We start from the raw sequence: 24,719 nt of genomic DNA, 5'->3' as shown, positions 1-24,719 counted from the left end.
TGATACGCGCCCCATTTCGTTGCCCGACTGTCCGAGAACACCCCATGCAGCTCTCTTCGCTCACTGCGGTTTCCCCTGTTGACGGCCGCTACGCCGGCAAAACCCAGGCCCTGCGCCCTATTTTCAGCGAATACGGCCTGATCCGTGCCCGCGTTCTGGTTGAAGTGCGCTGGCTCCAGCGCCTGGCCGCTCACCCCGCCATCAGCGAAGTGCCGGCATTTTCGGCCGAAGCTAACGCTGTATTGAATACCCTGGCGGAAAACTTCTCCCTGGAGCACGCCGAGCGTGTGAAAGAGATCGAGCGCACCACCAACCACGACGTCAAGGCCATCGAATACCTGCTCAAGGAGCAAGCGGCCAAACTGCCGGAACTGGCCCAGGTCAGCGAGTTCATCCACTTTGCCTGCACCAGCGAGGACATCAACAACCTGTCCCACGCCCTGATGCTGCGCGAAGGCCGCGATGACGTCATGCTGCCCCTGATGCGCCAGACTGCCGAAGCCATCCGTGAGCTGGCGATCCGTTTCGCCGCCGTGCCGATGCTGTCGCGCACCCATGGCCAGCCGGCGTCGCCGACCACCCTGGGCAAGGAACTGGCCAACGTGGTGTACCGCCTGGAGCGCCAGATCGCCCAGGTCGCCGCCGTGCCTTTGCTGGGCAAGATCAACGGCGCCGTAGGCAACTACAACGCCCACCTCTCGGCCTACCCTGAGATCGATTGGGAAGCCAACGCCCGCGCCTTCATCGAAGACGAGCTGGGCCTGGGCTTCAACCCATACACCACGCAGATCGAACCCCACGACTACATCGCCGAGCTGTTCGACGCCATTGCGCGCTTCAACACCATCCTGATCGACTTCGATCGCGATATCTGGGGCTACATCTCCCTAGGCTATTTCAAGCAGCGCACCATTGCCGGTGAAATCGGATCGTCGACCATGCCGCACAAGGTCAACCCGATCGACTTCGAAAACTCCGAAGGCAACCTCGGCATCGCCAACGCCCTGTTCCAGCACCTGGCCAGCAAGTTGCCGATCTCCCGCTGGCAGCGCGACCTGACCGACTCCACCGTATTGCGCAACCTCGGCGTGGGCTTCGCTCATAGCGTGATCGCGTACGAAGCCAGCCTCAAGGGCATCAGCAAGCTTGAACTCAACGAACAGAAGATCGCCGCTGACCTGGACGCCTGCTGGGAAGTATTGGCCGAGCCGATCCAGACCGTGATGCGCCGCTACAACATCGAAAACCCCTACGAGAAACTCAAAGAGTTGACGCGCGGCAAGGGCATCAGCCCCGAAGCACTGCAAACTTTCATTGACGGCCTGGACATGCCAGCCGCGGCCAAGGCTGAGCTGAAACTGCTCACCCCGGCCAACTACATCGGTAACGCTGTAGAGCAAGCCAAGCGCATCTGATTCAAGCAAGCCCCTTTGAGACGCCCGGCCGCGCCGGGCGTTTTTATTCCAGTCTGAAAAGTGCTTTTTTTCAATAGGTTACACATGAATCCTGATATTCCTCTTCAACTTCTGGGCGGCATCACGGCACGGGAATTCCTGCGCGACTACTGGCAGAAAAAGCCGCTGCTGATCCGCCAGGCCATCCCTGATTTCGAAAGCCCGATCGACGCCGACGAACTGGCAGGTTTAGCCCTGGAAGAAGAAGTCGAGTCGCGCCTGGTCATCGAACACGGCGAACGCCCGTGGGAACTGCGTCGCGGCCCGTTCGCCGAAGACGCCTTCAGCACCCTGCCTGAGCGTGAGTGGACCTTGCTGGTGCAAGCGGTTGACCAGTTCGTGCCGGAAGTAGCGGAACTGCTGGAGCACTTCCGCTTCCTGCCGAGCTGGCGCATCGACGATGTGATGATCAGCTTCGCCGCGCCGGGTGGCAGCGTCGGCCCGCACTTCGACAACTATGACGTGTTCCTGCTGCAGGCCCAAGGCAAGCGCAACTGGAAGATCGGCCAGATGTGCAGCTCCGAAAGCCCACTGCTGCAACACGCCGACCTGCGCATCCTGGCCGAATTCGAAGAGACCGCCGAATGGGTGCTGGAACCGGGCGACATGCTCTACCTGCCACCGCGCCTCGCTCATTTCGGCATTGCCGAAGATGACTGCATGACTTACTCGGTGGGCTTCCGTGCCCCAAGCGCCGCTGAAGTGCTGACCCACTTCACCGACTTCCTCAGCCAGTACCTGACGGATGAAGAGCGCTACACCGACGCCGACGCCCAGCCGGTCAGCGACCCGCACCAGATCCAGGGCGACGCCCTCGACCGACTCAAGGGCCTTTTGGCCGAGCACATGAGCGACGAGCGCATGCTGTTGACCTGGTTCGGCCAGTTCATGACCGAACCGCGCTATCCCGAACTGGTAGCCGGCGAAGAACTGGGCGAAGAGGATTTCATCAGCAGCCTGCAAGACGGCGCGATCCTGGTGCGCAACCCAAGCGCTCGCCTGGCTTGGTCCGAAGTCGATGATGATGTACTGCTATTTGCCAGTGGCCAGAGCCGTTACCTGCCAGGCAAGCTGCGTGAGCTGCTGAAGCTGGTGTGCTCGGCTGATGCGTTGCACAGCGAGAACCTCGGCGACTGGTTGGCGGACGAAGATGGCCGCGACCTGCTGTGCGAACTGGTCAAGCAAGGCAGCCTGGGGTTTGCGGATGAATAAGATTCACGTAAGTGTCGCGGACTGGCAAAAGGATATCGCCGAGATTCGGCGCATTCGTGAAGCGGTATTTATCGCTGAACAATCGGTTCCGGCCGAGCTTGAGTGGGACGCGGACGACGCTGGCGCCATGCATTTCCTCGCATTTGAAGGCGACTTTCCAATTGGTACCGCGCGCCTGCTGCCCAGCGGGGAGATTGGTCGCGTGTCGGTGCTCAAGGATTGGCGTGGCTTGAAGGTGGGCGACAAGCTGATGGAAGCGGTGATTGGCGTGGCAGAAGGTCGTGGCCAGACCCGGCAGTTCCTCAGTGCGCAGGTGTATGCGGCGCCGTTTTATGAGCGGCTGGGTTTCAAGATCGTCAGTGATGAGTTTCTTGAAGTCGGGATTCCGCATGTGGATATGGTGCGCGAGGGCTGACTCACGACCGCGTCGCCTATATCGGGAGCAAGCCCCCTCCCACATTTGACTGAGTCCCTCCTTTGGAATGCGGTCAAAATGTGGGAGGGGGCTTGCCCCCGATAGCTATTTCAGCAACACCAACAATGCCCTGCCTGCCAGGGCATTTTGCCGTCTACGATTCAACTTGCGACCCACCAGGCCGACAAACTGGCACTATCAAGCAAATGACTCGCAGAGATAACGGACATGTCCCTACGCACCCTGCTCACCGCCCTACTCCTGACCGCCAGCGTTTCGGCCATGGCCGACACCCAAGTCGTCAACCTGAGCAACCGCACCAGCGCCGACCTGCTGCCTGTAGCCCAGAATTTCATCGGCAAGGACGGCACTGTCAGCGCCTACGGCAACCAGTTGATCGTCAATGCACAGCCCGACAAGATTGAAGGCTTACGCACCTTGCTCTCACAATTGGACACACCGGCCAAGCGTCTGCTGATCACCGTCGACACCAACGAAAACAATCAGCAGAACAGCGGCGACAGCCAGACCCGCATCATCAGCTACGGCACCGCCAGCCGCGATGGCGGCGTCCAGCAGATCCAGGCCAGCGAAGGCGTGCCGGCGTTGATCCAGGTTGGCCAGAGCGTACCGCTGACCACCACCCAACAGGACAGCTACGGCCGCCTGCAGAACCAGACCCAGTATCGCAACGTCACCCAGGGTTTCTACGTGACCGCCAGCGTCACCGGTGAGACCGTACACCTGGCCATCAGTACCAACCGTGACCGCATGAGCCAGGAACGTCCCGATGTAGTGAACGTGCAGAGTACCGACACAACCGTCAGCGGGCGCCTGGGCGAATGGATCACGCTGGCGGGCATCAATCGTGAGACTCAGGCCGATAAATCCTCTACAACCCGCAACTATTCTACTCAGGGCCGCGATGACCTGACTTTGCGGGTCAAGGTCGACACCCTGAACTGAAGCACCGAAAACTGACTGATGAGTCGTATGAGACTAAAGATGTAGTGCCTGAAAAAAAGCACTACAAAACATTTGACGATCCAAAAAAGCATGGGCATGATGGCCTCGCTCCCGCTAATCAGGGGCCCTGGCAAGGGCCTTCGGATCGCCGCTCCAAGCTACCCACCCGAGCCGATTCGTGTCTGTACCGCCCACAAGGCGTGTTTGACGAGGTTGCGACTGGAACGAAGTTGTCCCGAGGGACGGAAGCTAACCAGGTAACCCGGCTACGCACTGATGGATCGTACAAAGGCCCACGACGCCCGAAGACCGTTCGCAGTTCGCCTTTACCTGCTCAATTCCGCCTTGAGCCACTCGTTCATCCCGTCGCCTTCCCCGCCAAGCCCGGCTTGACCACCTGAGCTTCTGGTCAGCGAGCAGCCATCACCACGCATTCAATCCGTGGCTGGCAAATGGAATTCTCCACCTAGACCTATGCGACGAGGTTTTTCCCCATGGCACTGACACGCGAACAGCAAATTGCAGCCCTTGAAAAAGACTGGGCTGAAAACCCACGCTGGAAAGGCGTGACCCGCGCTTATTCCGCTGCTGACGTCGTCCGCCTGCGTGGCTCGATCCAACCTGAGCACACCTTTGCAAAACTCGGCGCCGAGAAGCTGTGGAACCTGGTCACCCAAGGTGCCAAGCCGTCCTTCCGTCCCGACAAAGATTTCGTCAACTGCATGGGCGCCCTCACTGGCGGCCAGGCAGTACAACAGGTAAAAGCCGGTATCCAGGCGATCTACCTGTCCGGCTGGCAAGTGGCAGCGGATAACAACTCCGCTGAATCCATGTACCCCGACCAATCGCTGTACCCGGTGGACTCCGTGCCGACCGTAGTCAAGCGCATCAACAACTCGTTCCGTCGTGCCGACCAGATCCAGTGGAAAGCCGGCAAGAACCCAGGTGATGAAGGCTACATCGACTACTTCGCCCCCATCGTGGCTGACGCCGAAGCCGGCTTCGGCGGCGTACTGAACGCCTACGAACTGATGAAGAGCATGATCGAGGCCGGTGCTGCCGGCGTGCACTTCGAAGACCAGCTTGCGTCAGTGAAGAAATGCGGCCACATGGGTGGCAAGGTACTGGTACCGACCCAGGAAGCCGTACAAAAGCTGACCGCAGCCCGTTTGGCCGCTGACGTTGCCGGTACACCGACCATCATCCTGGCCCGCACCGATGCCAACGCCGCTGACCTGCTGACTTCGGATTGCGATCCGTACGACAAACCGTTCGTGACTGGCGAGCGTACTCAGGAAGGCTTCTATAAAGTCCGCGCCGGCCTCGACCAGGCCATTGCCCGCGGCCTGGCCTACGCGCCGTACGCCGACCTGATCTGGTGCGAAACCGCCAAGCCGGACCTGGACGAAGCCCGTCGCTTTGCCGAAGCGATCAAGAAAGAATACCCGGACCAATTGCTGTCCTACAACTGCTCGCCTTCCTTCAACTGGAAGAAGAACCTGGACGACGCGACCATCGCCAAGTTCCAACGCGAACTGTCGGCAATGGGCTACAAGCACCAGTTCATTACCCTGGCCGGCATTCACAACATGTGGCACAGCATGTTCAACCTGGCGCACGACTACGCCCGTAACGACATGACTGCCTACGTGAAGCTGCAAGAGCAGGAGTTCGCGGACGCCGCCAAAGGCTATACCTTCGTGGCGCACCAGCAGGAAGTGGGCACCGGTTACTTCGACGACATGACCACCGTGATCCAGGGCGGCACTTCGTCGGTGACCGCGCTGACCGGTTCGACCGAAGAAGATCAGTTCCACTAAGTACCGCGTACACGGCCACTGCGGCCCCACGGAAGACCTAACCGCAGTGCCGCACAGCAATCACGCCCCGACTGGTTCGGGGCGTTTTTTTGCCTGCACAAAAACCTACCGATGCACTGCGGACCAAATGTGGGAGGGGGCTTGCTCCCGATAGCGGTGGATCAGCAACAGCTGGGTTGGCTGATACTCAGCTATCGGGAGCAAGCCCCCTCCCACAAGGAATTTTGCGCAAAACATTGATCCAGAGCGGTATCCGCGCACATCAAATCGGTTAAAAGAACCGTTGCGGCAACTAAGCGGCACTCAACCAAGTAACGGCAACTTCCCCCGCCACATGAGAAACAATCGCTTAAACCCCCACGCAAACAATATTCATTATCATTTAGCGCTTGAAAACTTCGTTACCGCTTAAACAAAACATAATTGATGAAAAGCTCGCTAATGCCCATACCACAAGGGCTACAGCCCCAAGAAGGTGCACTATGTGCTTATTCCACCGAATAATTTCACCCCAGGAATTTTACTTGCCCGGTGTTTAGCCATAAAATCACCGCGATTGATTGCAGTGCGACATATCGTCACTGCATCGTTACTTTTTCGAGCTCAGAGACCTTTGCTCTCTGTTAAGGATTTCCAGCATGACCGAAGCGACAGGACTCATGGCCCACAACTGGGGCTTTGCCATTTTCCTCCTCGGTGTTGTCGGCCTTTGCGCCTTCATGCTCGGCGTCTCCAGCCTCCTCGGGTCAAAAGCCTGGGGCCGCAGCAAAAACGAACCGTTCGAGTCCGGCATGCTACCTACAGGTGGCGCCCGCTTGCGGCTCTCAGCCAAATTCTATCTGGTCGCGATGCTGTTCGTGATCTTCGATATCGAAGCCCTCTTTCTCTTTGCCTGGTCTGTGTCCGTCCGCGAAAGCGGCTGGACCGGATTCGTCGAAGCTCTCGTTTTCATAGCAATTCTGTTGGCAGGTCTTGTCTACCTGTTCCGAGTGGGCGCCCTTGACTGGGCTCCGGAAGCTCGTCGCAAGCGGCAGGCGAAGCTGAAACAATGAGGCTTTGGCAATGCAATACAATCTCACCAGGATCGACCCGGATGCTCCTAACGAGCAGTACCCCATCGGCGAACGGGAAACCGTTTCCGACCCGTTAGAAGACCAAGTCCACAAGAACATCTACATGGGCAAGCTGGAAGACGTGCTGAGTGGCGCGGTCAACTGGGGGCGTAAAAACTCCCTGTGGCCGTACAACTTCGGCCTTTCGTGCTGCTACGTGGAAATGACCACCGCCTTCACGGCGCCCCACGACATCGCGCGCTTTGGCGCCGAAGTGATCCGGGCATCACCGCGCCAGGCGGATTTCATGGTTATTGCCGGTACCTGCTTCATCAAGATGGCGCCGATCATCCAGCGTCTCTATGAGCAAATGCTCGAGCCGAAATGGGTTATTTCCATGGGTTCGTGCGCCAACTCCGGTGGCATGTACGACATCTACTCCGTCGTTCAAGGGGTGGACAAGTTCCTGCCCGTGGACGTCTACGTGCCTGGCTGCCCGCCCCGCCCCGAGGCATTCCTGCAAGGCTTGATGCTGTTGCAGGAATCGATTGGCAAGGAGCGTCGCCCGCTTTCCTGGGTCGTCGGCGATCAAGGCGTGTACCGCGCCGAGATGCCGTCCCAAAAGGAACAGCGCCGCGAACAGCGAATCGCAGTCACCAACCTGCGCAGCCCCGACGAAGTCTGATCCAGACCCGCTTCTGTTATAGAACGAAAACCTGGCTTCATTCTTTACGTTGACCGAAAGCGATAAAAAACCATGACTACAGGCAGTGCTCTGTACATCCCGCCTTATAAGGCAGACGACCAGGACGTGGTTGTCGAACTCAATAACCGTTTTGGCCCTGACGCCTTCACCGCCCAGGCCACACGCACCGGCATGCCGGTGCTGTGGGTGGCGCGTGCCAGGCTTGTCGAAGTCCTGACCTTCCTGCGCAACCTGCCCAAGCCGTACGTCATGCTCTATGACCTGCATGGCGTGGACGAGCGTCTGCGCACCAAGCGCCAGGGGCTGCCGAGCGGCGCCGATTTCACCGTGTTCTACCACTTGATGTCGCTGGAACGTAACAGTGACGTGATGATCAAGGTCGCCCTGAGCGAAAACGATCTCAGTGTTCCGACCGTGACCGGTATCTGGCCCAACGCCAGCTGGTACGAGCGCGAAGTCTGGGACATGTTCGGCATCGACTTCCCCGGCCACCCGCACCTGACGCGCATCATGATGCCGCCGACCTGGGAAGGTCACCCGCTGCGCAAGGACTACCCTGCCCGCGCAACCGAATTCGACCCGTTCAGCCTGACCCTGGCCAAGCAGCAGCTTGAAGAAGAAGCGGCGCGCTTCCGTCCGGAAGACTGGGGCATGAAGCGTTCCGGCACCAACGAGGACTACATGTTCCTCAACCTGGGCCCGAACCACCCTTCGGCCCACGGTGCGTTCCGTATCATCCTGCAACTGGACGGCGAAGAAATCGTCGACTGCGTGCCGGACATCGGCTACCACCACCGTGGTGCCGAGAAGATGGCCGAGCGCCAGTCGTGGCACAGCTTCATCCCCTACACCGATCGTATCGACTACCTCGGCGGCGTGATGAACAACCTGCCGTACGTGCTCTCGGTGGAGAAGCTGGCCGGTATCAAGGTGCCGGACCGCGTCGATACCATCCGCATCATGATGGCCGAGTTCTTCCGCATCACCAGCCACCTGCTGTTCCTGGGTACCTATATCCAGGACGTCGGCGCCATGACCCCGGTGTTCTTCACCTTCACCGACCGTCAGCGCGCCTACAAGGTTATCGAAGCCATCACCGGTTTCCGCCTGCACCCGGCCTGGTACCGCATCGGCGGCGTGGCCCACGACCTGCCCAACGGCTGGGAGCGCCTGGTCAAGGAATTCATCGACTGGATGCCCAAGCGTCTGGACGAATACCAGAAAGCCGCCCTGGACAACAGCATCCTCAAGGGCCGCACCATCGGCGTCGCGCAGTACAACACCAAGGAAGCCCTGGAGTGGGGCGTCACCGGTGCCGGCCTGCGTTCAACCGGTTGCGACTTCGACCTGCGCAAGGCGCGCCCGTACTCCGGCTACGAGAACTTCGAGTTCGAAGTGCCGCTGGCGGCCAATGGCGATGCCTACGACCGTTGCATCGTGCGCGTCGAAGAAATGCGCCAGAGCCTGAAGATCATCGAGCAGTGCATGCGCAACATGCCGGCAGGTCCGTACAAGGCGGATCACCCGCTGACCACGCCGCCGCCCAAAGAGCGCACGCTGCAGCACATCGAAACCCTGATCACGCACTTCCTGCAAGTCTCGTGGGGCCCGGTGATGCCGGCCAACGAGTCCTTCCAGATGATTGAAGCGACCAAGGGTATCAATAGTTATTACCTGACGAGCGATGGCGGCACCATGAGCTACCGCACCCGGATTCGCACCCCAAGCTTCCCGCACTTGCAGCAGATCCCTTCGGTGATCAAAGGCGAGATGGTCGCGGACTTGATTGCGTACCTGGGTAGTATCGATTTCGTTATGGCCGACGTGGACCGCTAAGCATGAACAGCACGCTTATCCAGACAGACCGTTTCACCTTGAGTGAAACCGAGCGCTCGGCCATCGAGCACGAGCTGCATCACTATGAAGATCCGCGCGCGGCGTCGATCGAAGCCTTGAAGATCGTGCAGAAGGAACGTGGCTGGGTGCCAGATGGCGCCCTCTACGCCATCGGCGAGATCCTCGGCATCCCGGCCAGCGATGTTGAAGGCGTGGCCACGTTCTACAGCCAGATCTTCCGCCAGCCGGTTGGCCGCCACATCATCCGCGTGTGCGACAGCATGGTCTGCTACATCGGTGGCCACGAGTCCGTGGTCAGCGAGATCCAGGCCAAGCTGGGCATCGGCCTCGGCCAGACCACCGCAGACGGCCGCTTCACGCTGCTGCCGGTGTGCTGCCTGGGCAACTGTGACAAGGCGCCGGCGTTGATGATCGACGACGACACATTCGGTGACGTGCAGCCTGCTGGCGTGACCCAATTGCTCGAGGGCTACCCATGACCCTGACTTCCTTCGGCCCGGCCAACCTGATCAAGCGTTCGGCCGAGACTCACCCGCTGACCTGGCGCCTGCGTGACGACGGCGAGCCGGTATGGCTCGACGAATACCAGGCCAAGAACGGTTACGCTGCAGCGCGCAAAGCCTTCGCCGACATGGCCCAGGACGATATCGTCCAGACCGTGAAAGACGCGGGCCTCAAAGGCCGCGGCGGTGCTGGCTTCCCCACGGGCGTGAAGTGGGGGCTGATGCCCAAAGACGAATCCATCAATATTCGCTACCTGCTGTGCAACGCGGATGAAATGGAGCCCAACACCTGGAAAGACCGCATGCTGATGGAGCAACTGCCCCATCTGCTGATCGAAGGCATGCTGATCAGCGCCCGTGCGCTGAAAACCTACCGGGGCTACATCTTCCTGCGCGGCGAATACACCACCGCCGCCAAACACCTCAACCGTGCCGTGGCAGAAGCCAAGGCCGCAGGGCTGTTGGGCAAGAACATCCTCGGTTCCGGTTTTGACTTCGAACTGTTCGTGCACACCGGCGCCGGGCGTTATATCTGCGGTGAAGAAACCGCACTGATCAACTCCCTCGAAGGCCGCCGTGCCAACCCGCGCTCCAAGCCGCCCTTCCCTGCCGCCGTTGGCGTGTGGGGCAAGCCGACCTGCGTGAACAACGTCGAGACCCTGTGCAACGTGCCGGCGATCATCGCCGACGGCGTGGACTGGTACAAATCCCTGGCCCGTGAAGGCAGCGAAGACATGGGCACCAAGCTCATGGGCTTCTCCGGCAAGGTCAAGAACCCTGGCCTGTGGGAACTGCCGTTCGGCGTGACCGCCCGCGAGCTGTTCGAGGACTACGCCGGCGGCATGCGCGACGGCTACACCTTGAAAGCCTGGCAGCCAGGCGGCGCCGGCACCGGCTTCCTGCTCCCCGAGCATCTGGACGCACAAATGTATGCCGGCGGCATCGGCAAGGTCGGCACCCGCATGGGTACCGGCCTGGCGATGGCGGTGGACAACACGGTGAACATGGTCTCGCTGCTGCGCAACATGGAGCAGTTCTTTGCCCGTGAATCCTGCGGCTTCTGCACCCCATGCCGTGACGGCCTGCCGTGGAGCGTCAAGCTGCTGATGGCCCTGGAAAACGGCGAAGGTCGCGAGGGTGATATCGAGACCCTGCTGGGCCTGGTCGGTTTCCTCGGCCCGGGCAAGACCTTCTGTGCTCACGCACCGGGCGCCGTGGAGCCATTGGGCAGCGCAATCAAATACTTCCGCCCTGAATTCGAGGCCGGCATCGCGCCAACCCGCGCGGGCGAACTCACTCAGGTGGTATCGCCGACCATGGTCGGTGCGTAGAGCTTAAAAAAGCCAAGGGCTTGCGCCTGCGGCTTTCTCATGTGCTGACGCCTTGATGGCTGTGTAGATGCATATGAATAACAAGATTCCATTAGCCACGCCCGCTGACAACGGGCCAACGAAGAACTTTGAACCATGGCCACTATCCACGTAGACGGCAAAGCGCTCGAAGTCGATGGGGCGGACAACCTGTTACAGGCATGTCTGTCACTCGGCCTCGATATCCCGTATTTCTGCTGGCACCCCGCGCTCGGTAGCGTCGGTGCCTGTCGCCAGTGTGCGGTCAAGCAATACACCGACGAGAACGACACCCGTGGTCGTATCGTCATGTCCTGCATGACCCCAGCCACCGACAACACCTGGATCTCCATCGACGATGAAGAGTCCAAGGCGTTCCGCGCCAGCGTTGTCGAATGGCTGATGACCAACCACCCCCACGACTGTCCGGTCTGTGAGGAAGGCGGTCACTGCCACCTGCAAGACATGACAGTGATGACCGGCCACAACGAGCGCCGTTATCGCTTCACCAAGCGTACCCACCAGAACCAGGACCTCGGCCCGTTCATTTCCCACGAGATGAACCGCTGCATCGCCTGCTACCGCTGCGTGCGCTTCTATAAAGACTACGCCGGCGGCACCGACCTTGGTGTGTTCGGCGCCCACGACAACGTGTACTTCGGTCGCGTTGAAGACGGCGTGCTCGAGAGCGAGTTCTCAGGCAACCTCACCGAGGTCTGCCCGACCGGTGTGTTCACCGACAAGACCCACTCCGAGCGCTACAACCGTAAGTGGGACATGCAGTTCGCACCGAGCATCTGCCATGGCTGCTCCAGCGGGTGCAACATCTCGCCGGGCGAGCGCTACGGTGAATTGCGTCGCATCGAAAACCGCTTCAATGGTTCGGTCAACCAGTACTTCCTGTGCGACCGTGGCCGTTTCGGCTATGGCTACGTCAACCGCGAAGACCGTCCACGCCAGCCACTGCTGGCCGATGGCGCCAAGCTGAGCCTGGACGCGGCGCTGGATAAAGCCGCCGACCTGCTGCGCGGGCGCAACATCGTCGGTATCGGTTCGCCGCGTGCCAGCCTCGAAAGCAACTTCGCCTTGCGCGAGCTGGTCGGCGCCGAGCACTTCTATTGCGGCATCGAAGCCGGTGAACTGGAGCGTATCCGCCTGGTCCTGCAAGTGCTGAATGACAGCCCGCTGCCAGTGCCGAACATGCGCGACATCGAAGACCACGATGCCATCTTCGTGCTCGGTGAAGACCTGACCCAGACCGCCGCTCGCATCGCCCTGTCGCTGCGCCAGTCGGTCAAGGGCAAGGCCGAAGAGATGGCCGACGCCATGCGCGTGCAGCCGTGGCTCGATGCCGCGGTGAAAAACATCGGCCAGCACGCGCTGAACCCGCTGTTTATCGCTTCCCTGGCTGAAACCAAGCTCGACGACATCGCCGAAGAATGCGTCCACGCAGCACCTGACGACCTGGCCCGTATCGGTTTCGCCGTGGCCCACGCCCTCGACGCCAGCGCGCCTGCTGTCGACGGCCTGGACACCGAAGCCGTCGAACTGGCCCAGCGCATCGCCGACGCCCTGCTGGCGGCCAAGCGTCCCTTGATCATTGCCGGCACCTCCCTGGGTTCCAAGGCGCTGATCGAAGCGGCTGCCAACATCGCCAAAGCCCTGAAGCTGCGCGACAAGAACGGCTCCATCAGCCTGGTCGTGCCGGAAGCCAACAGCCTCGGCCTGGCCATGCTCGGTGGCGAGTCCCTGGACGCCGCCCTGCAAGCGGTGACCGACGGCAGCGCTGACGCCATCGTGGTGCTGGAAAACGACCTGTACACCCGCACCGACGCCGCCAAGGTTGACGCTGCGCTGAACGCCGCCAAGGTGCTGATCGTGGCCGACCACCAGAAGACCGCTACCAGCGAGCGTGCCGACCTGGTGCTGCCAGCCGCCACCTTCGCCGAAGGCGACGGTACCCTGGTCAGCCAGGAAGGCCGCGCCCAGCGCTTCTTCCAGGTGTTCGATCCGAAATACATGGATGCCAGCATCCTGGTGCACGAAGGCTGGCGCTGGCTGCATGCCCTGCGCGCCACCCTGCTGAACCAGCCGATTGACTGGACCCAGCTCGACCACGTCACCGCAGCCACCGCTGCGAGCGCGCCGCAGTTGGCTCGCATCGTCGACGCCGCGCCGTCCGCCGCGTTCCGTATCAAGGGCCTGAAACTGGCCCGTGAACCGCTGCGCTACTCGGGGCGTACCGCCATGCGTGCTGATATCAGCGTGCACGAACCGCGTACCCCACAAGACATCGACACCGCTTTCGCCTTCTCCATGGAAGGTTATTCGGGGTCGACCGAGCCGCGTCAGCAGGTGCCGTTTGCCTGGTCGCCGGGCTGGAACTCGCCGCAGGCCTGGAACAAGTTCCAGGACGAAGTCGGTGGTCACATCCGTGCTGGCGACCCGGGCACCCGCCTGATCGAAAGCACCGGTGACTCGCTGAACTGGTTCGCTGCGGTACCGCGTCCGTTCAACCCAGCCCCGGGCACTTGGCAGGTCGTGCCGTTCTTCCACCTGTTTGGCAGCGAGGAGACCTCTTCCAAGGCCGCACCGGTGCAGGAGCGCATTCCTGCGGCCTACGTGTCGCTGGCCAAGTCCGAAGCCGACCGCCTGGGCGTCAACGACGGTGCGCTGCTCAGCCTTAACGTGGCCGGCCAGACCTTGCGCCTGCCGCTGCGTATCAATGACGAGCTGGGTGCCGGCCTGGTTGCACTGCCTAAAGGCCTCGCCGGTATTCCGCCTGCCATTTTCGGCAAAACCGTTGACGGTCTGCAGGAGGCAGCGCAATGACTTGGTTCACGCCGGAAGTAATTGACGTGATCATCTCGGTGGTCAAGGCCATCGTGATCCTGTTGGCCGTGGTCGTCGCGGGCGCCCTGCTCAGCTTCGTCGAGCGTCGCCTGCTGGGCTGGTGGCAGGACCGCTACGGTCCGAACCGCGTTGGCCCATTCGGCATGTTCCAGATCGCGGCCGACATGCTGAAAATGTTCTTCAAGGAAGACTGGACCCCGCCGTTTGCCGACAAGGTGATCTTCACCCTGGCACCGGTGGTGGCCATGAGCGCCTTGCTGGTCGCCTTCGCGATCATCCCGATCACCCCGACCTGGGGTGTGGCGGACCTGAACATCGGCCTGCTGTTCTTCTTCGCCATGGCCGGTTTGTCGGTGTACGCGGTGCTGTTCGCCGGTTGGTCGAGCAACAACAAGTTCGCCCTGCTGGGCAGCTTGCGTGCCTCGGCGCAAACCGTATCCTATGAAGTGTTCATGGGGTTGGCACTGATGGGCATCGTGGTGCAGGTTGGTTCGTTCAACATGCGCGACATCGTCGAGTACCAGGCGCAGAACCTGTGGTTCATCATTCCGCAGTTCTTTGGCTTCTGTACCTTCTTCATCGCTGGCGTGGCCGTGACTCACCGTCACCCGTTCGACCAGCCGGAAGCGGAACAGGAACTGGCCGACGGTTACCACATTGAATATGCCGGCATGAAGTGGGGCATGTTCTTCGTCGGTGAGTACATCGGCATCATCTTGATCTCGGCCCTGCTGGTCACGCTGTTCTTCGGCGGATGGCACGGTCCGTTCGGCATCCTGCCGCAGTTGGCCTTCTTCTGGTTCTTCTTGAAGACCGCGTTCTTCATCATGCTGTTCATCCTGCTGCGCGCCTCGATTCCGCGCCCACGCTATGACCAGGTGATGGATTTCAGCTGGAGATTCTGCCTGCCGCTGACCCTGATCAATTTGCTGGTGACGGCTGCCGTCGTGTTGTTGAACACGCCTGCTGCCGCGGTTCAGTGAGGATTTGACCCATGTTCAAATATATTGGCGACATCGTTAAGGGTACCGGTACCCAGTTGCGAAGCCTGGTGATGGTGTTCGGTCACGGCTTTCGCAAACGCGACACCCTGCAATACCCCGAAGAAGCGGTGTACCTGCCGCCGCGCTATCGCGGCCGCATCGTACTGACCCGAGACCCCGACGGCGAAGAGCGTTGCGTAGCCTGCAACCTGTGCGCCGTGGCGTGCCCGGTGGGTTGCATCTCCCTGCAGAAAGCTGAAACCGAAGACGGTCGCTGGTACCCGGACTTCTTCCGTATCAACTTCTCGCGCTGCATTTTCTGCGGCCTCTGCGAGGAAGCTTGCCCGACCACCGCGATCCAGCTCACACCGGATTTCGAGATGGCCGAGTTCAAACGTCAGGACCTGGTGTACGAGAAAGAAGATCTGCTGATCTCTGGTCCCGGTAAAAACCCTGATTACAACTTCTATCGTGTTGCAGGTATGGCCGTTGCCGGTAAGCCGAAGGGCGCCGCACAAAACGAAGCCGAGCCGATCAACGTGAAGAGCTTGCTGCCTTAAGGAAGAAAGATGGAATTCGCTTTCTATTTCGCATCGGGTATTGCAGTGGTGGCCACGCTTCGCGTGATCACCAACACCAACCCCGTGCACGCCCTGCTCTACCTGATCATTTCGCTGATCGCCGTGGCCATGACCTTTTTCAGCCTCGGCGCACCGTTCGCCGGTGTACTGGAAGTGATTGCCTACGCCGGCGCCATCATGGTGCTGTTCGTGTTTGTGGTGATGATGCTCAACCTCGGGCCGGCTTCGGTGGCTCAGGAACGCGTCTGGCTCAAGCCCGGCATCTGGCTCGGCCCGGTTGTTCTCGCAGCGCTGCTGCTGGGTGAACTGCTGTATGTGCTGTTCGCTCACCAGAGCGGCCAGGCCATCGGCCACACCACCGTGGACGCGAAAGCCGTGGGCATCAGCCTGTTCGGCCCGTACCTGCTGGTGGTCGAACTGGCTTCGATGCTACTGCTAGCCGCAGCCATCACCGCCTTCCACTTGGGCCGCAACGAAGCCAAGGAGCAATGACGATGCCTGCTATCCCTTTGGAGCATGGTCTGGCGGTCGCCGGCATCCTGTTCTGCCTTGGCCTGGTCGGCCTGATGGTGCGCCGTAACATTCTGTTCGTGTTGATGAGCCTGGAAATCATGATGAACGCCGCGGCACTGGCGTTCATCGTTGCCGGTGCACGTTGGGGCCAGCCGGATGGACAAGTGATGTTCATCCTGGTGATCAGCCTGGCAGCCGCAGAGGCCAGTATTGGCCTGGCGATCCTGCTGCAACTGTATCGTCGCTTCCATACGCTTGATATCGACGCTGCCAGTGAGATGCGCGGATGAACATGATCTTTCTGACTTTCGTATTCCCCCTGATCGGTTTCCTGCTGCTGTCGTTCTCTCGCGGGCGCTGGTCGGAAAACCTCTCGGCCCTGGTCGGCGTGGGCTCCATTGGCCTGTCGGCCATCGTGGCCGCCTACGTCATCTGGCAATTCAACGTCGCACCGCCCGAAGGCGGTCACTACACCCTGGTGCTGTGGCAGTGGATGTCGGTGGAGGGCTTCAAGCCCAACTTCGCCCTCTACATCGACGGCCTGTCGATCACCATGCTCGGCGTGGTGGTCGGTGTGGGCTTCCTGATCCACCTGTTCGCGTCCTGGTACATGCGCGGTGAAGCCGGTTACTCGCGCTTCTTCTCGTACACCAACCTGTTTATCGCCAGCATGCTGTTCCTGGTGCTGGGCGATAACCTGTTGTTCCTGTACTTCGGCTGGGAAGGCGTGGGCCTGTGCTCGTACCTGTTGATCGGTTTCTACTACAGCAACCGCAACAACGGTAACGCGGCACTCAAGGCCTTCATCGTCACCCGCATCGGCGACGTTTTCATGGCCATCGGCCTGTTTATCCTGTTCCAACAGGTGGGCACACTGAACATCCAGGAACTGCTGGTGCTGGCACCGCAGAAATTCCAGGTCGGCGACTTCTGGATCACCCTGGCGACCCTGATGCTGCTGGGCGGCGCCGTGGGTAAATCCGCGCAACTGCCGCTGCAGACCTGGCTGGCGGATGCGATGGCCGGCCCGACCCCGGTGTCGGCACTGATCCACGCCGCAACCATGGTGACCGCCGGTGTCTACCTGATCGCCCGTACCCACGGCCTGTTCACCCTGGCGCCGGATATCCTGCATCTTGTAGGCATCGTCGGCGGCGTGACCCTGGTACTGGCCGGCTTCGCCGCGCTGGTGCAGACCGACATCAAGCGTATCCTCGCCTACTCGACCATGAGCCAGATCGGCTACATGTTCCTGGCCCTGGGCGTTGGCGCCTGGGACGCGGCGATCTTCCACCTGATGACCCACGCGTTCTTCAAGGCCCTGCTGTTCCTCGCCTCCGGTGCGGTGATCGTCGCCTGCCACCACGAGCAGAACATCTTCAAGATGGGTGGCCTGTGGAAGAAACTGCCACTGGCCTACGCCAGCTTCATCGTCGGTGGTGCCGCCCTGGCCGCCCTGCCGCTGGTGACCGCCGGCTTCTACTCCAAGGATGAAATCCTCTGGGAAGCCTTTGCCAGCGGTAACCAGAACCTGCTGTACGCAGGCCTGGTGGGTGCATTCATGACCTCGCTGTACACCTTCCGCCTGATCTTCATCACCTTCCACGGTGAAGCCAAGACCGAAGCGCACGCAGGCCACGGCATCTCCCACTGGCTGCCACTGTCGGTGCTGATCATCCTGTCGACCTTCATCGGCGCCATGATCACTCCACCACTGGCCGGCGTATTGCCAGAAAGCGTTGGCCATGCCGGCGGCGCAGACAAGCACAGCCTGGAAATCGCCTCGGGCGCCATTGCCATCGCCGGTATCCTGCTGGCAGCCCTGCTGTTCCTCGGCAAGCGTCGCTTCGTGACCGCCGTGGCCAACAGTGGCATCGGGCGCTTCCTGTCGGCCTGGTGGTTCGCTGCCTGGGGCTTCGATTGGATCTACGACAAACTGTTCGTCAAGCCATACCTCGCCATCAGCCATGTACTGCGCAAAGACCCGCTCGACCAGACCATCGGTTTGATCCCGCGCGCCGCCAAGGCTGGTCACACAGCCCTGAGCCGCAGCGAGACTGGCCAACTGCGTTGGTATGCAGCATCCATGGCGGCGGGTGCCGTGCTGGTGATCGGCGCCATCGTCGTGGTAGCGGTCTGACTATGTTTAAGTGCACTGCGTACTTTGCGAACTTGCGAAAGGAAACGAGCCCGTCATGATTCTGCCCTGGCTAATCCTGATCCCCTTTATCGGCGGCCTGCTCTGCTGGATGGGTGAACGCTTCGGCGCCACCCTCCCCCGCTGGATTGCGTTGCTGACCATGTCCCTGGAACTCGCACTCGGCCTCTGGCTGTGGGCCCATGGCGACTATTCATTTGCTCCGGCACCGGGTGTCGATCCGACTTTCGCGCTTGAATTCAAGCACGTGTGGATCCAGCGCTTTGGCATCAACGTGCACCTGGCCCTCGACGGCCTGTCGCTGTTGATGATCCTGCTGACCGGCCTGCTGGGTATCCTCTCGGTACTCTGCTCCTGGAAAGAGATCCAGCGTCACGTGGGCTTCTTCCACCTGAACCTGATGTGGATCCTGGGCGGCGTTGTCGGCGTGTTTCTGGCGCTGGACCTGTTCATGTTCTTCTTCTTCTGGGAAATGATGCTGGTGCCGATGTACTTCCTCATCGCGCTCTGGGGTCACAGTTCTTCGGACGGCAAGAAAACCCGGATCTACGCGGCGACCAAGTTCTTCATCTTCACCCAGGCGTCCGGCCTGATCATGTTGGTGGCGATCCTGGGCCTGGTGCTGGTCAACTTCAACAATACTGGCGTGATTACCTTCAACTACGCCGACCTGTTGAAGACCAAGATGTCGCTGACCACCGAGTACATCCTGATGCTCGGCTTCTTCATCGCCTTCGCGGTGAAGCTGCCGGTGGTGCCGTTCCACTCCTGGTTGCCTGACGCCCACGCCCAGGCGCCGACTGCCGGCTCCGTGGACCTGGCTGGTATCCTGCTGAAGACGGCGGCCTACGGCCTGTTGCGTTTCGCCCTGCCGCTGTTCCCGAATGCCTCGGCCGAGTTTGCGCCGATCGCCATGACCCTGGGTCTGATCGGGATCTTCTACGGTGCGTTCCTGGCCTTCGCGCAAACCGACATCAAGCGTCTGATTGCCTTCTCGTCCGTTTCCCACATGGGCTTCGTACTGATCGGCATCTACTCCGGCAGCCAGCTGGCGCTGCAAGGCGCGGTGATCCAGATGTTGGCCCACGGTGTTTCGGCGGCTGCCCTGTTTATCCTCAGTGGTCAGCTGTACGAACGCCTGCACACCCGTGACATGCGTGAGATGGGTGGCGTGTGGTCGCGCATCGCATACCTGCCGGCGATCAGCCTGTTCTTCGCCGCGGCGTCCCTGGGCTTGCCGGGTACCGGTAACTTCATCGGCGAGTTCCTGATCCTGATGGGGGCCTTCGTGCAGACGCCATGGATCAGCGCCATCGCCACGTCCGGCCTGGTGTTCGGTTCGGTCTACTCGCTGATCATGATCCACCGCGCGTATTTCGGCCCGGCCAAGTCGGACACCGTGCTGCACGGTATGGATGCCCGCGAACTGATCATGGTGCTCGGCCTTGCGGTATTGCTGATCTTCATCGGCGTATACCCGCAGCCGTTCCTGGACACTTCTGCCGCAACGATGCATGGCGTGCAGCAGTGGTTCGGCACCGCCTTCTCTCAACTCGCTTCGGCCCGGTAAGAGCGCTATGGAATTCACGATCCAACACTTTATCGCGCTTGCGCCGCTGCTGATCACCAGCCTCACCATTGTGGTGGTGATGCTGGCGATCGCCTGGCGCCGCAATCACTCGCAAACGTTCCTGCTGTCCTGTGCCGGTTTGAACCTGGCCCTGCTGTCGATCATTCCGGCCCTCAAGGTCGCGCCATTGGCGGTGACCCCGCTGATGATGGTCGATGACTTCGCGCTGCTGTACATCGCCCTGATCCTGGTGGCGACCCTGGCGTGCGTGACCCTCGCCCACGCCTACCTCGGCGAAGGCGGCACCGGTTACCCAGGTAACAAGGAAGAGTTGTACCTGCTGATCCTGCTGGCTGCGGCCGGCGGTATCGTGCTGGTCAGCGCGCAGCACCTGGCCGGCTTGTTCATCGGCCTGGAACTGCTGTCGATCCCGACCTACGGCCTGGTGGCCTACGCCTTCTTCAACAAGCGCTCCCTGGAAGCCGGCATCAAGTACATGGTGCTGTCGGCCGCCGGTTCCGCGTTCCTGTTGTTCGGTATGGCCCTGCTCTACGCCGAAGCCGGCAGCCTGAGCTTCACCGGTATCGGCCACGCCCTGGCCGCCACCAACAGCCCGGCGCCGATTGCCCAGCTGGGCCTGGCGATGATGCTGATCGGCCTGGCGTTCAAGCTCTCCCTGGTACCCTTCCACCTGTGGACCCCGGACGTGTACGAAGGCGCCCCGGCGCCAGTGGCTGCGTTCCTGGCGACTGCGTCGAAGGTAGCGGTATTTGCGGTAATGGTGCGTCTGTTCCAGATCTCGCCTGCTGCCAACACTGGGGTGCTGAGCAACGTGCTGACCGTGATCGCCATTGCGTCGATCCTGTTCGGTAACCTGCTGGCGCTGACCCAGAACAACCTCAAGCGTCTGCTGGGTTACTCGTCCATCGCCCACTTCGGCTACCTGCTGATCGCCCTGGTGGCGAGCAAGGGCCTGGCCGTGGAAGCCATTGGCGTGTACCTGGTCACCTACGTGATCACCAGCCTTGGCGCCTTCGGTGTGATCACGCTGATGTCCTCGCCTTACAAAGGCCGTGACGCCGACGCCCTGTACGAATACCGCGGCCTGTTCTGGCGCCGTCCGTACCTGACTGCCGTGCTGACCGTAATGATGCTGTCCCTGGCTGGTATCCCGCTGACTGCGGGCTTTATCGGCAAGTTCTACATTGTCGCCACGGGTGTCGAAGCCCACGAGTGGTGGTTGGTAGCATCGCTGGTGCTGGGCAGCGCCATCGGCGTGTTCTACTACCTGCGCGTGATGGTCACCCTGTACCTGATCGAGCCCAACCTGCGCCGTGTGGATGCCGAGTTGCATTGGGAACAGAAGGCAGGCGGCGTGATGCTGCTGGCCATCGCCCTGCTCGCGTTCTTCCTGGGCGTGTACCCACAACCGTTGCTCACCTTGGTGCAGCATGCGGTGCTGGGGGTTTGATCGCTTAGGTTGATGCAGTCAACAGAACGGCGCCTTTGGGCGCCGTTTTGCGTTTCCCAGGATCTGCTTTTCCCCTCCCCTGCTCGCTGAATTTTCCTCCTCGATCTGCCTCTTCATCCGGCATCTACCCGATGAAGCCGGCCGTATGGTGTTTGCGTTTTAAGAAAGTTCCCACAGCAAGGTCACTTGACCTAACGCGGGTGGGCCACCAAACTCTACGCAGGCTACGTACAGAACATGGATGCTCTATTTATCGAACTGCCGGCATTCGAGCGGCATCGCAAGGACTATCTCAGTGACGAGCTTTTCCAGGGTTTTCAACAGGAGTTAATGAAAAACCCCGAAGCAGGAGATGTGATCGAAGGAACGGGCGGGTTGAGAAAGGTTCGCTTCGTTGATGAACGGCGAAACAAAGGCAAGCGTGGTGGCCTGCGAGTCATTTACTACTGGTGGTCAGGCGGCACGCAATTCTGGTTATTCACCTTGTACGGCAAGCACGAACAGAGCGACCTGACACCCCACCACAAGAAAGCTCTTAAACACATGCTGGACAGGGAAATCAAAGCGAGAACACATCATGAAACGTGACATCTTTTCCGAACTGGTCGAAGGCTTCGACGCCCTGGCCGATGAGCGCCAGGGTAAAATCACCCTGCGCAACCACAAGGTCCACCTCAACAAGCTGGCGCCGCTCACCGCTGATGAGGTGATCGCCGTGCGCCAGCAACTCAACCTTTCCCGGTCGGTATTCGCCATGTACCTGCGTACCAACACCCGCACCCTGGAGAACTGGGAACAAGGCCGGGCCAAGCCCAACGCCCAGGCCGTCACCCTGATCCGTCTGGTAGCGCGTTTTCCTGAAACCGTGGCTCAACTTGCCGCATTGGGCTGAACTGCAAAAGCCCAAAAAAAACGCCCCGATAATCGGGGCGTTTTTTGCAGTACAACAGCGTCAGAATGCGATACCGACCTTGAAGCCGTACTCATCACGCTTGAGCTTGGTGTTGTCGGCCACATAGGAGTCGTCGTCGAGCTTGTACTCTGTACGGGTGTAGTACAGGCCCGCCATCACCGGCAGATCACCCTTCTGGTTCATCAGCAGGCTTACTTCGGCGTAGGGGTTGGTGCGATCCTTGAGATCCACGCTGTCGCTGCCAACGCCGTCTACCTTGAGTTTGGCACGGCCATCGATGGTGTGACGGGCGCCGGCTTCAACGCGCAGGGTCATGTCATCGAACTGGTGGTTGTAGCCCAGCGCAGCCTTGGCAAACGGCGACTTGTTGGTCAGTTTCATGTCGTAGCCATTGGTGTCCGGCTCATAGCGGGTCCAGGTGTAGCCACCGCCCACGATCACGTCGACAAAGTTGCGCGCATCCAGCGCGGCACGCCAGCCGAGGTCGAGGTCGGCCTGGCCTTCCTTGAGCTTGTTATCGCTCTTTTCGCCGTACTTGGCTTCGATACCAGCCTGGTAGATGAAACCGGACTCGGCAGTGAGCTTGTTGCCGAAGTTATAGAACAGGCCGGCTTCAGGCATGTGGTCTTTGTCGCTTTGGCTACCGCCTTCGAGTTTGAAGTCGTTGTAGCTGCCGAGGATCCCGAAGGTAGAAATCGGGTCGGTGGACGGTGCCGCGAATACCACGCCAGGCGCAGCCACCAGAGCCAGCAGCGAGGAATGCTTGAGGAATTTTCCGAATAGTTTGGACATCGTCTTACATCTCCATTTTAAGGTGGGCAAAGTATTCAGGAATCGGTTCGAACCTTGGCGTTTGCAAAAAGTTCGAACTGATTTGCACCAAAAAGGAGAAAAAACGGTTCAGCGAAGGCTCTATCTCAATATTCTTCAGGATTCATACAGATAAGGCGTTCCACGGCTTCGCGAAGTTGAGGCTGATCCGGCAGCCGAATGCCGAAGGTGTCGCGCAATAGCCCCAGCAATTCATCGGCGGTCTGGAGCGTGCGCTTTTCACTGGGTCGATCCAGGTAATGAAGCGCATAACGGGCGTTGGCCAAGGTATGACGTTTACCGGGAGCAAGCAGCGCGGCTTTCAACTGCCCCACGAACGGCGACCCAGGGTGCGTGGAGACGTACCAGTTGCCGATTTCGTAGTCGATGTCTGCCTGGACTTGCAGGTCGAACACATACAGGCCGCGCCACTCTTCGCCGACTTGGGCCCAGAGCGTGTAGCTGCCCTGATTGAAGGTCAGGCGATAGGGCTCGTGGGCAGTGGCCTGGGGCGCGTCGGTGTCCAGTTGCAACGGGCTGCTGGGCACCATGCCGCCGAAGCCGACGTCGGTGATGTAGCGCACCCCTTCAAGCGTCACCAGGCTCAGGCGGTGGGTGCGCCCGGTGTGGGCGTCCGCCGGCCCACCGATCACCACGCGTCCTGTGATGCCGCGGGCTTCGAAGCCCAGTTCCTGCAGCAGGGCCAGGAACAACTGGTTCAACTCGTAGCAATAACCCCCGCGCCCCTGGTGCAGCACCTTGTGCTCGACGCTGGGCAGGTCGATCGGCACCGGCGCGTTCATCAGCGTCGACAGGTTTTCAAAGGCAAAGGCGCACACATGGCGCAGTTGCAAGTCATGCAGGGTTTGCAGGGTGGGGGGTGGCGGCGAATCGTAGCCCAGGCGTTTCAAATAGAGAGCACGGTGAGTGAGTTCAGGCATGGCGCGGTCCTTGGCACGAGGCGGAGCGTCACTATGCCGCGCCCCCGCTCACGTTGTCATTTTGAATGAACCTTTTTGAACACTGGCCTATCCATCTATAACAAGACAGGGAGGCAACATGAGTACCGCAAAAATCTACACCATCCACTATCAGCTACACGGTAAACCCAAGTCTTTCGTGGTGCGCGCCGAAGTGATGAACAACGCCGAGGCCTGGCATTGGGCGGCCGTTGATGCCGACATTGCCCATGTCAGTCGCATCGGCCGCGTGGGTCACGAGCAGGTGAAAAAAACTACCCGGCCCTGGGCGGAAAAGTATGGCATCACTGACGTCAGTTGGACCCCGCCCAAATAAACAAAGCCCCGCACAACGGCGGGGCTAGGTTCACTTTTTCAAGTCGCCCAACGGATCGTAGGGCGGCTTTTTTTTCGCCTCTTCCTTAGCCTTTTTGTCTTTGTCCAACGGCGCGATGGCCGGGCCTATCGGATCGACCTGCGGGTCTGCCACATCCGGCGAGTCCGGGTCAAAGCCCAGCTCATCCTTGCCGCTGGCATGTTCATTGGAGTGGGGGCCATCGGTACGCTTGTTCAT

The 24,719-nt window shown here is 60.4% G+C and carries 24 protein-coding genes; 21 read left to right on the top strand and 3 right to left on the bottom strand.

Going from position 1 to position 24,719, the window contains the following annotated elements:
• Window positions 1–44: 44 nt before the first annotated feature.
• The 20 genes from purB (at window position 45) to NMB39_RS11580 (ending at window position 22,355) form a co-directional block, all read left to right on the top strand.
• The gene (purB, locus tag NMB39_RS11675; RefSeq protein WP_034120246.1) at window positions 45–1,415 is read left to right on the top strand and encodes an adenylosuccinate lyase; all 1,371 of its coding nucleotides are present in this window, start codon (window positions 45–47) and stop codon (window positions 1,413–1,415) included.
• 84 nt (window positions 1,416–1,499) lie between these two features.
• Entirely contained in the window at window positions 1,500–2,666 is a 1,167-nt protein-coding gene (locus NMB39_RS11670) for a ribosomal protein uL16 3-hydroxylase (protein ID WP_057014617.1), read from the top strand.
• The gene (locus tag NMB39_RS11665; RefSeq protein ID WP_494339209.1) at window positions 2,659–3,081 is read left to right on the top strand and encodes a GNAT family N-acetyltransferase; all 423 of its coding nucleotides are present in this window, start codon (window positions 2,659–2,661) and stop codon (window positions 3,079–3,081) included. The genes NMB39_RS11670 and NMB39_RS11665 overlap by 8 nt, the downstream gene beginning before the upstream one ends.
• A 228-nt stretch (window positions 3,082–3,309) precedes the next feature.
• Window positions 3,310–4,047: a secretin N-terminal domain-containing protein gene (locus NMB39_RS11660; RefSeq protein WP_494339210.1), complete on the top strand. Its 738-nt coding sequence runs from the start codon at window positions 3,310–3,312 to the stop codon at window positions 4,045–4,047.
• Between the two features lie 494 nt (window positions 4,048–4,541).
• The gene (gene aceA, locus NMB39_RS11655) at window positions 4,542–5,867 is read left to right on the top strand and encodes an isocitrate lyase (RefSeq protein ID WP_057024318.1); all 1,326 of its coding nucleotides are present in this window, start codon (window positions 4,542–4,544) and stop codon (window positions 5,865–5,867) included.
• 638 nt (window positions 5,868–6,505) lie between these two features.
• Complete coding sequence (locus NMB39_RS11650; RefSeq protein ID WP_003219575.1) at window positions 6,506–6,919, top strand: NADH-quinone oxidoreductase subunit A; 414 nt, start codon at window positions 6,506–6,508, stop codon at window positions 6,917–6,919.
• 10 nt (window positions 6,920–6,929) lie between these two features.
• Entirely contained in the window at window positions 6,930–7,604 is a 675-nt protein-coding gene (locus NMB39_RS11645) for a NuoB/complex I 20 kDa subunit family protein (RefSeq protein ID WP_003174719.1), read from the top strand.
• A 72-nt stretch (window positions 7,605–7,676) separates the two neighbouring features.
• A complete protein-coding gene (gene nuoC / locus NMB39_RS11640) occupies window positions 7,677–9,461 on the top strand; it encodes an NADH-quinone oxidoreductase subunit C/D (protein ID WP_057024317.1) in 1,785 nt (594 codons plus the stop codon).
• Window positions 9,462–9,463: 2 nt separating this feature from the next.
• The gene (gene nuoE, locus NMB39_RS11635; protein ID WP_003232080.1) at window positions 9,464–9,961 is read left to right on the top strand and encodes an NADH-quinone oxidoreductase subunit NuoE; all 498 of its coding nucleotides are present in this window, start codon (window positions 9,464–9,466) and stop codon (window positions 9,959–9,961) included.
• Window positions 9,958–11,316, top strand: coding sequence for an NADH-quinone oxidoreductase subunit NuoF (gene nuoF, locus NMB39_RS11630; protein WP_057024316.1), 1,359 nt, complete (start codon window positions 9,958–9,960; stop codon window positions 11,314–11,316). Before nuoE ends, nuoF begins: the two co-directional genes overlap by 4 nt.
• Window positions 11,317–11,451: 135 nt before the next feature.
• Window positions 11,452–14,166, top strand: a complete 2,715-nt coding sequence (nuoG, locus tag NMB39_RS11625; protein WP_057024315.1) for an NADH-quinone oxidoreductase subunit NuoG — start codon at window positions 11,452–11,454, stop codon at window positions 14,164–14,166.
• On the top strand, window positions 14,163–15,170 hold the full coding sequence (gene nuoH, locus NMB39_RS11620; protein ID WP_057024314.1) for an NADH-quinone oxidoreductase subunit NuoH: 1,008 nt from the start codon (window positions 14,163–14,165) through the stop codon (window positions 15,168–15,170). Before nuoG ends, nuoH begins: the two co-directional genes overlap by 4 nt.
• A gap of 11 nt (window positions 15,171–15,181) precedes the next feature.
• Window positions 15,182–15,730, top strand: a complete 549-nt coding sequence (gene nuoI, locus NMB39_RS11615; RefSeq protein ID WP_003174725.1) for an NADH-quinone oxidoreductase subunit NuoI — start codon at window positions 15,182–15,184, stop codon at window positions 15,728–15,730.
• A gap of 9 nt (window positions 15,731–15,739) precedes the next feature.
• Complete coding sequence (gene nuoJ / locus NMB39_RS11610; protein ID WP_057024313.1) at window positions 15,740–16,243, top strand: NADH-quinone oxidoreductase subunit J; 504 nt, start codon at window positions 15,740–15,742, stop codon at window positions 16,241–16,243.
• A gap of 2 nt (window positions 16,244–16,245) precedes the next feature.
• Window positions 16,246–16,554: an NADH-quinone oxidoreductase subunit NuoK gene (gene nuoK / locus NMB39_RS11605; protein WP_003174727.1), complete on the top strand. Its 309-nt coding sequence runs from the start codon at window positions 16,246–16,248 to the stop codon at window positions 16,552–16,554.
• Window positions 16,551–18,404 carry an NADH-quinone oxidoreductase subunit L gene (gene nuoL, locus NMB39_RS11600; protein ID WP_043046581.1) on the top strand — a complete coding sequence of 618 codons (1,854 nt, stop codon included), beginning with the start codon at window positions 16,551–16,553 and terminating at the stop codon, window positions 18,402–18,404. Before nuoK ends, nuoL begins: the two co-directional genes overlap by 4 nt.
• 55 nt (window positions 18,405–18,459) lie before the next feature.
• Window positions 18,460–19,992: an NADH-quinone oxidoreductase subunit M gene (gene nuoM, locus NMB39_RS11595; protein ID WP_057024312.1), complete on the top strand. Its 1,533-nt coding sequence runs from the start codon at window positions 18,460–18,462 to the stop codon at window positions 19,990–19,992.
• Between the two features lie 7 nt (window positions 19,993–19,999).
• Entirely contained in the window at window positions 20,000–21,463 is a 1,464-nt protein-coding gene (gene nuoN / locus NMB39_RS11590) for an NADH-quinone oxidoreductase subunit NuoN (RefSeq protein WP_003192122.1), read from the top strand.
• Between the two features lie 237 nt (window positions 21,464–21,700).
• A complete protein-coding gene (locus NMB39_RS11585; RefSeq protein ID WP_057014625.1) occupies window positions 21,701–22,051 on the top strand; it encodes a type II toxin-antitoxin system RelE/ParE family toxin in 351 nt (116 codons plus the stop codon).
• A complete protein-coding gene (locus tag NMB39_RS11580; RefSeq protein WP_014718915.1) occupies window positions 22,041–22,355 on the top strand; it encodes a helix-turn-helix domain-containing protein in 315 nt (104 codons plus the stop codon). Before NMB39_RS11585 ends, NMB39_RS11580 begins: the two co-directional genes overlap by 11 nt.
• Before the next feature lie 60 nt (window positions 22,356–22,415).
• Here the strand turns inward: NMB39_RS11580 and NMB39_RS11575 are convergent, their stop codons facing one another.
• The gene (locus NMB39_RS11575; RefSeq protein WP_057024310.1) at window positions 22,416–23,168 is read right to left on the bottom strand and encodes an outer membrane beta-barrel protein; all 753 of its coding nucleotides are present in this window, start codon (window positions 23,166–23,168) and stop codon (window positions 22,416–22,418) included.
• Between the two features lie 125 nt (window positions 23,169–23,293).
• Window positions 23,294–24,127: an arylamine N-acetyltransferase family protein gene (locus NMB39_RS11570; protein WP_494339211.1), complete on the bottom strand. Its 834-nt coding sequence runs from the start codon at window positions 24,125–24,127 to the stop codon at window positions 23,294–23,296.
• Window positions 24,128–24,245: 118 nt separating this feature from the next.
• On the opposite strand from NMB39_RS11570, the gene NMB39_RS11565 reads away from it, so the two are divergent.
• Window positions 24,246–24,482, top strand: a complete 237-nt coding sequence (locus tag NMB39_RS11565; protein ID WP_005789137.1) for a DUF6555 family protein — start codon at window positions 24,246–24,248, stop codon at window positions 24,480–24,482.
• 30 nt (window positions 24,483–24,512) lie between these two features.
• Here the strand turns inward: NMB39_RS11565 and NMB39_RS11560 are convergent, their stop codons facing one another.
• On the bottom strand, window positions 24,513–24,719 hold the full coding sequence (locus NMB39_RS11560; protein ID WP_046068647.1) for a DUF6021 family protein: 207 nt from the start codon (window positions 24,717–24,719) through the stop codon (window positions 24,513–24,515).

Source organism: Pseudomonas sp. FBCC-B545 (assembly GCF_059134095.1).
Note: the sequence above shows the minus strand (reverse complement) of the source record. Positions and strands in the feature narration are given on the sequence as shown.

What these genes read in the sequence shown, in the direction of transcription:
- purB (WP_034120246.1), top strand. Translation starts at nt 45, where the DNA reads ATGCAGCTCTCTTCGCTCACTGCGGTTTCCCCTGTTGACGGCCGCTAC.
- NMB39_RS11670 (WP_057014617.1), top strand. Translation starts at nt 1,500, where the DNA reads ATGAATCCTGATATTCCTCTTCAACTTCTGGGCGGCATCACGGCACGG.
- NMB39_RS11665 (WP_494339209.1), top strand. Translation starts at nt 2,659, where the DNA reads ATGAATAAGATTCACGTAAGTGTCGCGGACTGGCAAAAGGATATCGCC.
- NMB39_RS11660 (WP_494339210.1), top strand. Translation starts at nt 3,310, where the DNA reads ATGTCCCTACGCACCCTGCTCACCGCCCTACTCCTGACCGCCAGCGTT.
- aceA (WP_057024318.1), top strand. Translation starts at nt 4,542, where the DNA reads ATGGCACTGACACGCGAACAGCAAATTGCAGCCCTTGAAAAAGACTGG.
- NMB39_RS11650 (WP_003219575.1), top strand. Translation starts at nt 6,506, where the DNA reads ATGACCGAAGCGACAGGACTCATGGCCCACAACTGGGGCTTTGCCATT.
- NMB39_RS11645 (WP_003174719.1), top strand. Translation starts at nt 6,930, where the DNA reads ATGCAATACAATCTCACCAGGATCGACCCGGATGCTCCTAACGAGCAG.
- nuoC (WP_057024317.1), top strand. Translation starts at nt 7,677, where the DNA reads ATGACTACAGGCAGTGCTCTGTACATCCCGCCTTATAAGGCAGACGAC.
- nuoE (WP_003232080.1), top strand. Translation starts at nt 9,464, where the DNA reads ATGAACAGCACGCTTATCCAGACAGACCGTTTCACCTTGAGTGAAACC.
- nuoF (WP_057024316.1), top strand. Translation starts at nt 9,958, where the DNA reads ATGACCCTGACTTCCTTCGGCCCGGCCAACCTGATCAAGCGTTCGGCC.
- nuoG (WP_057024315.1), top strand. Translation starts at nt 11,452, where the DNA reads ATGGCCACTATCCACGTAGACGGCAAAGCGCTCGAAGTCGATGGGGCG.
- nuoH (WP_057024314.1), top strand. Translation starts at nt 14,163, where the DNA reads ATGACTTGGTTCACGCCGGAAGTAATTGACGTGATCATCTCGGTGGTC.
- nuoI (WP_003174725.1), top strand. Translation starts at nt 15,182, where the DNA reads ATGTTCAAATATATTGGCGACATCGTTAAGGGTACCGGTACCCAGTTG.
- nuoJ (WP_057024313.1), top strand. Translation starts at nt 15,740, where the DNA reads ATGGAATTCGCTTTCTATTTCGCATCGGGTATTGCAGTGGTGGCCACG.
- nuoK (WP_003174727.1), top strand. Translation starts at nt 16,246, where the DNA reads ATGCCTGCTATCCCTTTGGAGCATGGTCTGGCGGTCGCCGGCATCCTG.
- nuoL (WP_043046581.1), top strand. Translation starts at nt 16,551, where the DNA reads ATGAACATGATCTTTCTGACTTTCGTATTCCCCCTGATCGGTTTCCTG.
- nuoM (WP_057024312.1), top strand. Translation starts at nt 18,460, where the DNA reads ATGATTCTGCCCTGGCTAATCCTGATCCCCTTTATCGGCGGCCTGCTC.
- nuoN (WP_003192122.1), top strand. Translation starts at nt 20,000, where the DNA reads ATGGAATTCACGATCCAACACTTTATCGCGCTTGCGCCGCTGCTGATC.
- NMB39_RS11585 (WP_057014625.1), top strand. Translation starts at nt 21,701, where the DNA reads ATGGATGCTCTATTTATCGAACTGCCGGCATTCGAGCGGCATCGCAAG.
- NMB39_RS11580 (WP_014718915.1), top strand. Translation starts at nt 22,041, where the DNA reads ATGAAACGTGACATCTTTTCCGAACTGGTCGAAGGCTTCGACGCCCTG.
- NMB39_RS11575 (WP_057024310.1), bottom strand. Translation starts at nt 23,168, where the DNA reads ATGTCCAAACTATTCGGAAAATTCCTCAAGCATTCCTCGCTGCTGGCT.
- NMB39_RS11570 (WP_494339211.1), bottom strand. Translation starts at nt 24,127, where the DNA reads ATGCCTGAACTCACTCACCGTGCTCTCTATTTGAAACGCCTGGGCTAC.
- NMB39_RS11565 (WP_005789137.1), top strand. Translation starts at nt 24,246, where the DNA reads ATGAGTACCGCAAAAATCTACACCATCCACTATCAGCTACACGGTAAA.
- NMB39_RS11560 (WP_046068647.1), bottom strand. Translation starts at nt 24,719, where the DNA reads ATGAACAAGCGTACCGATGGCCCCCACTCCAATGAACATGCCAGCGGC.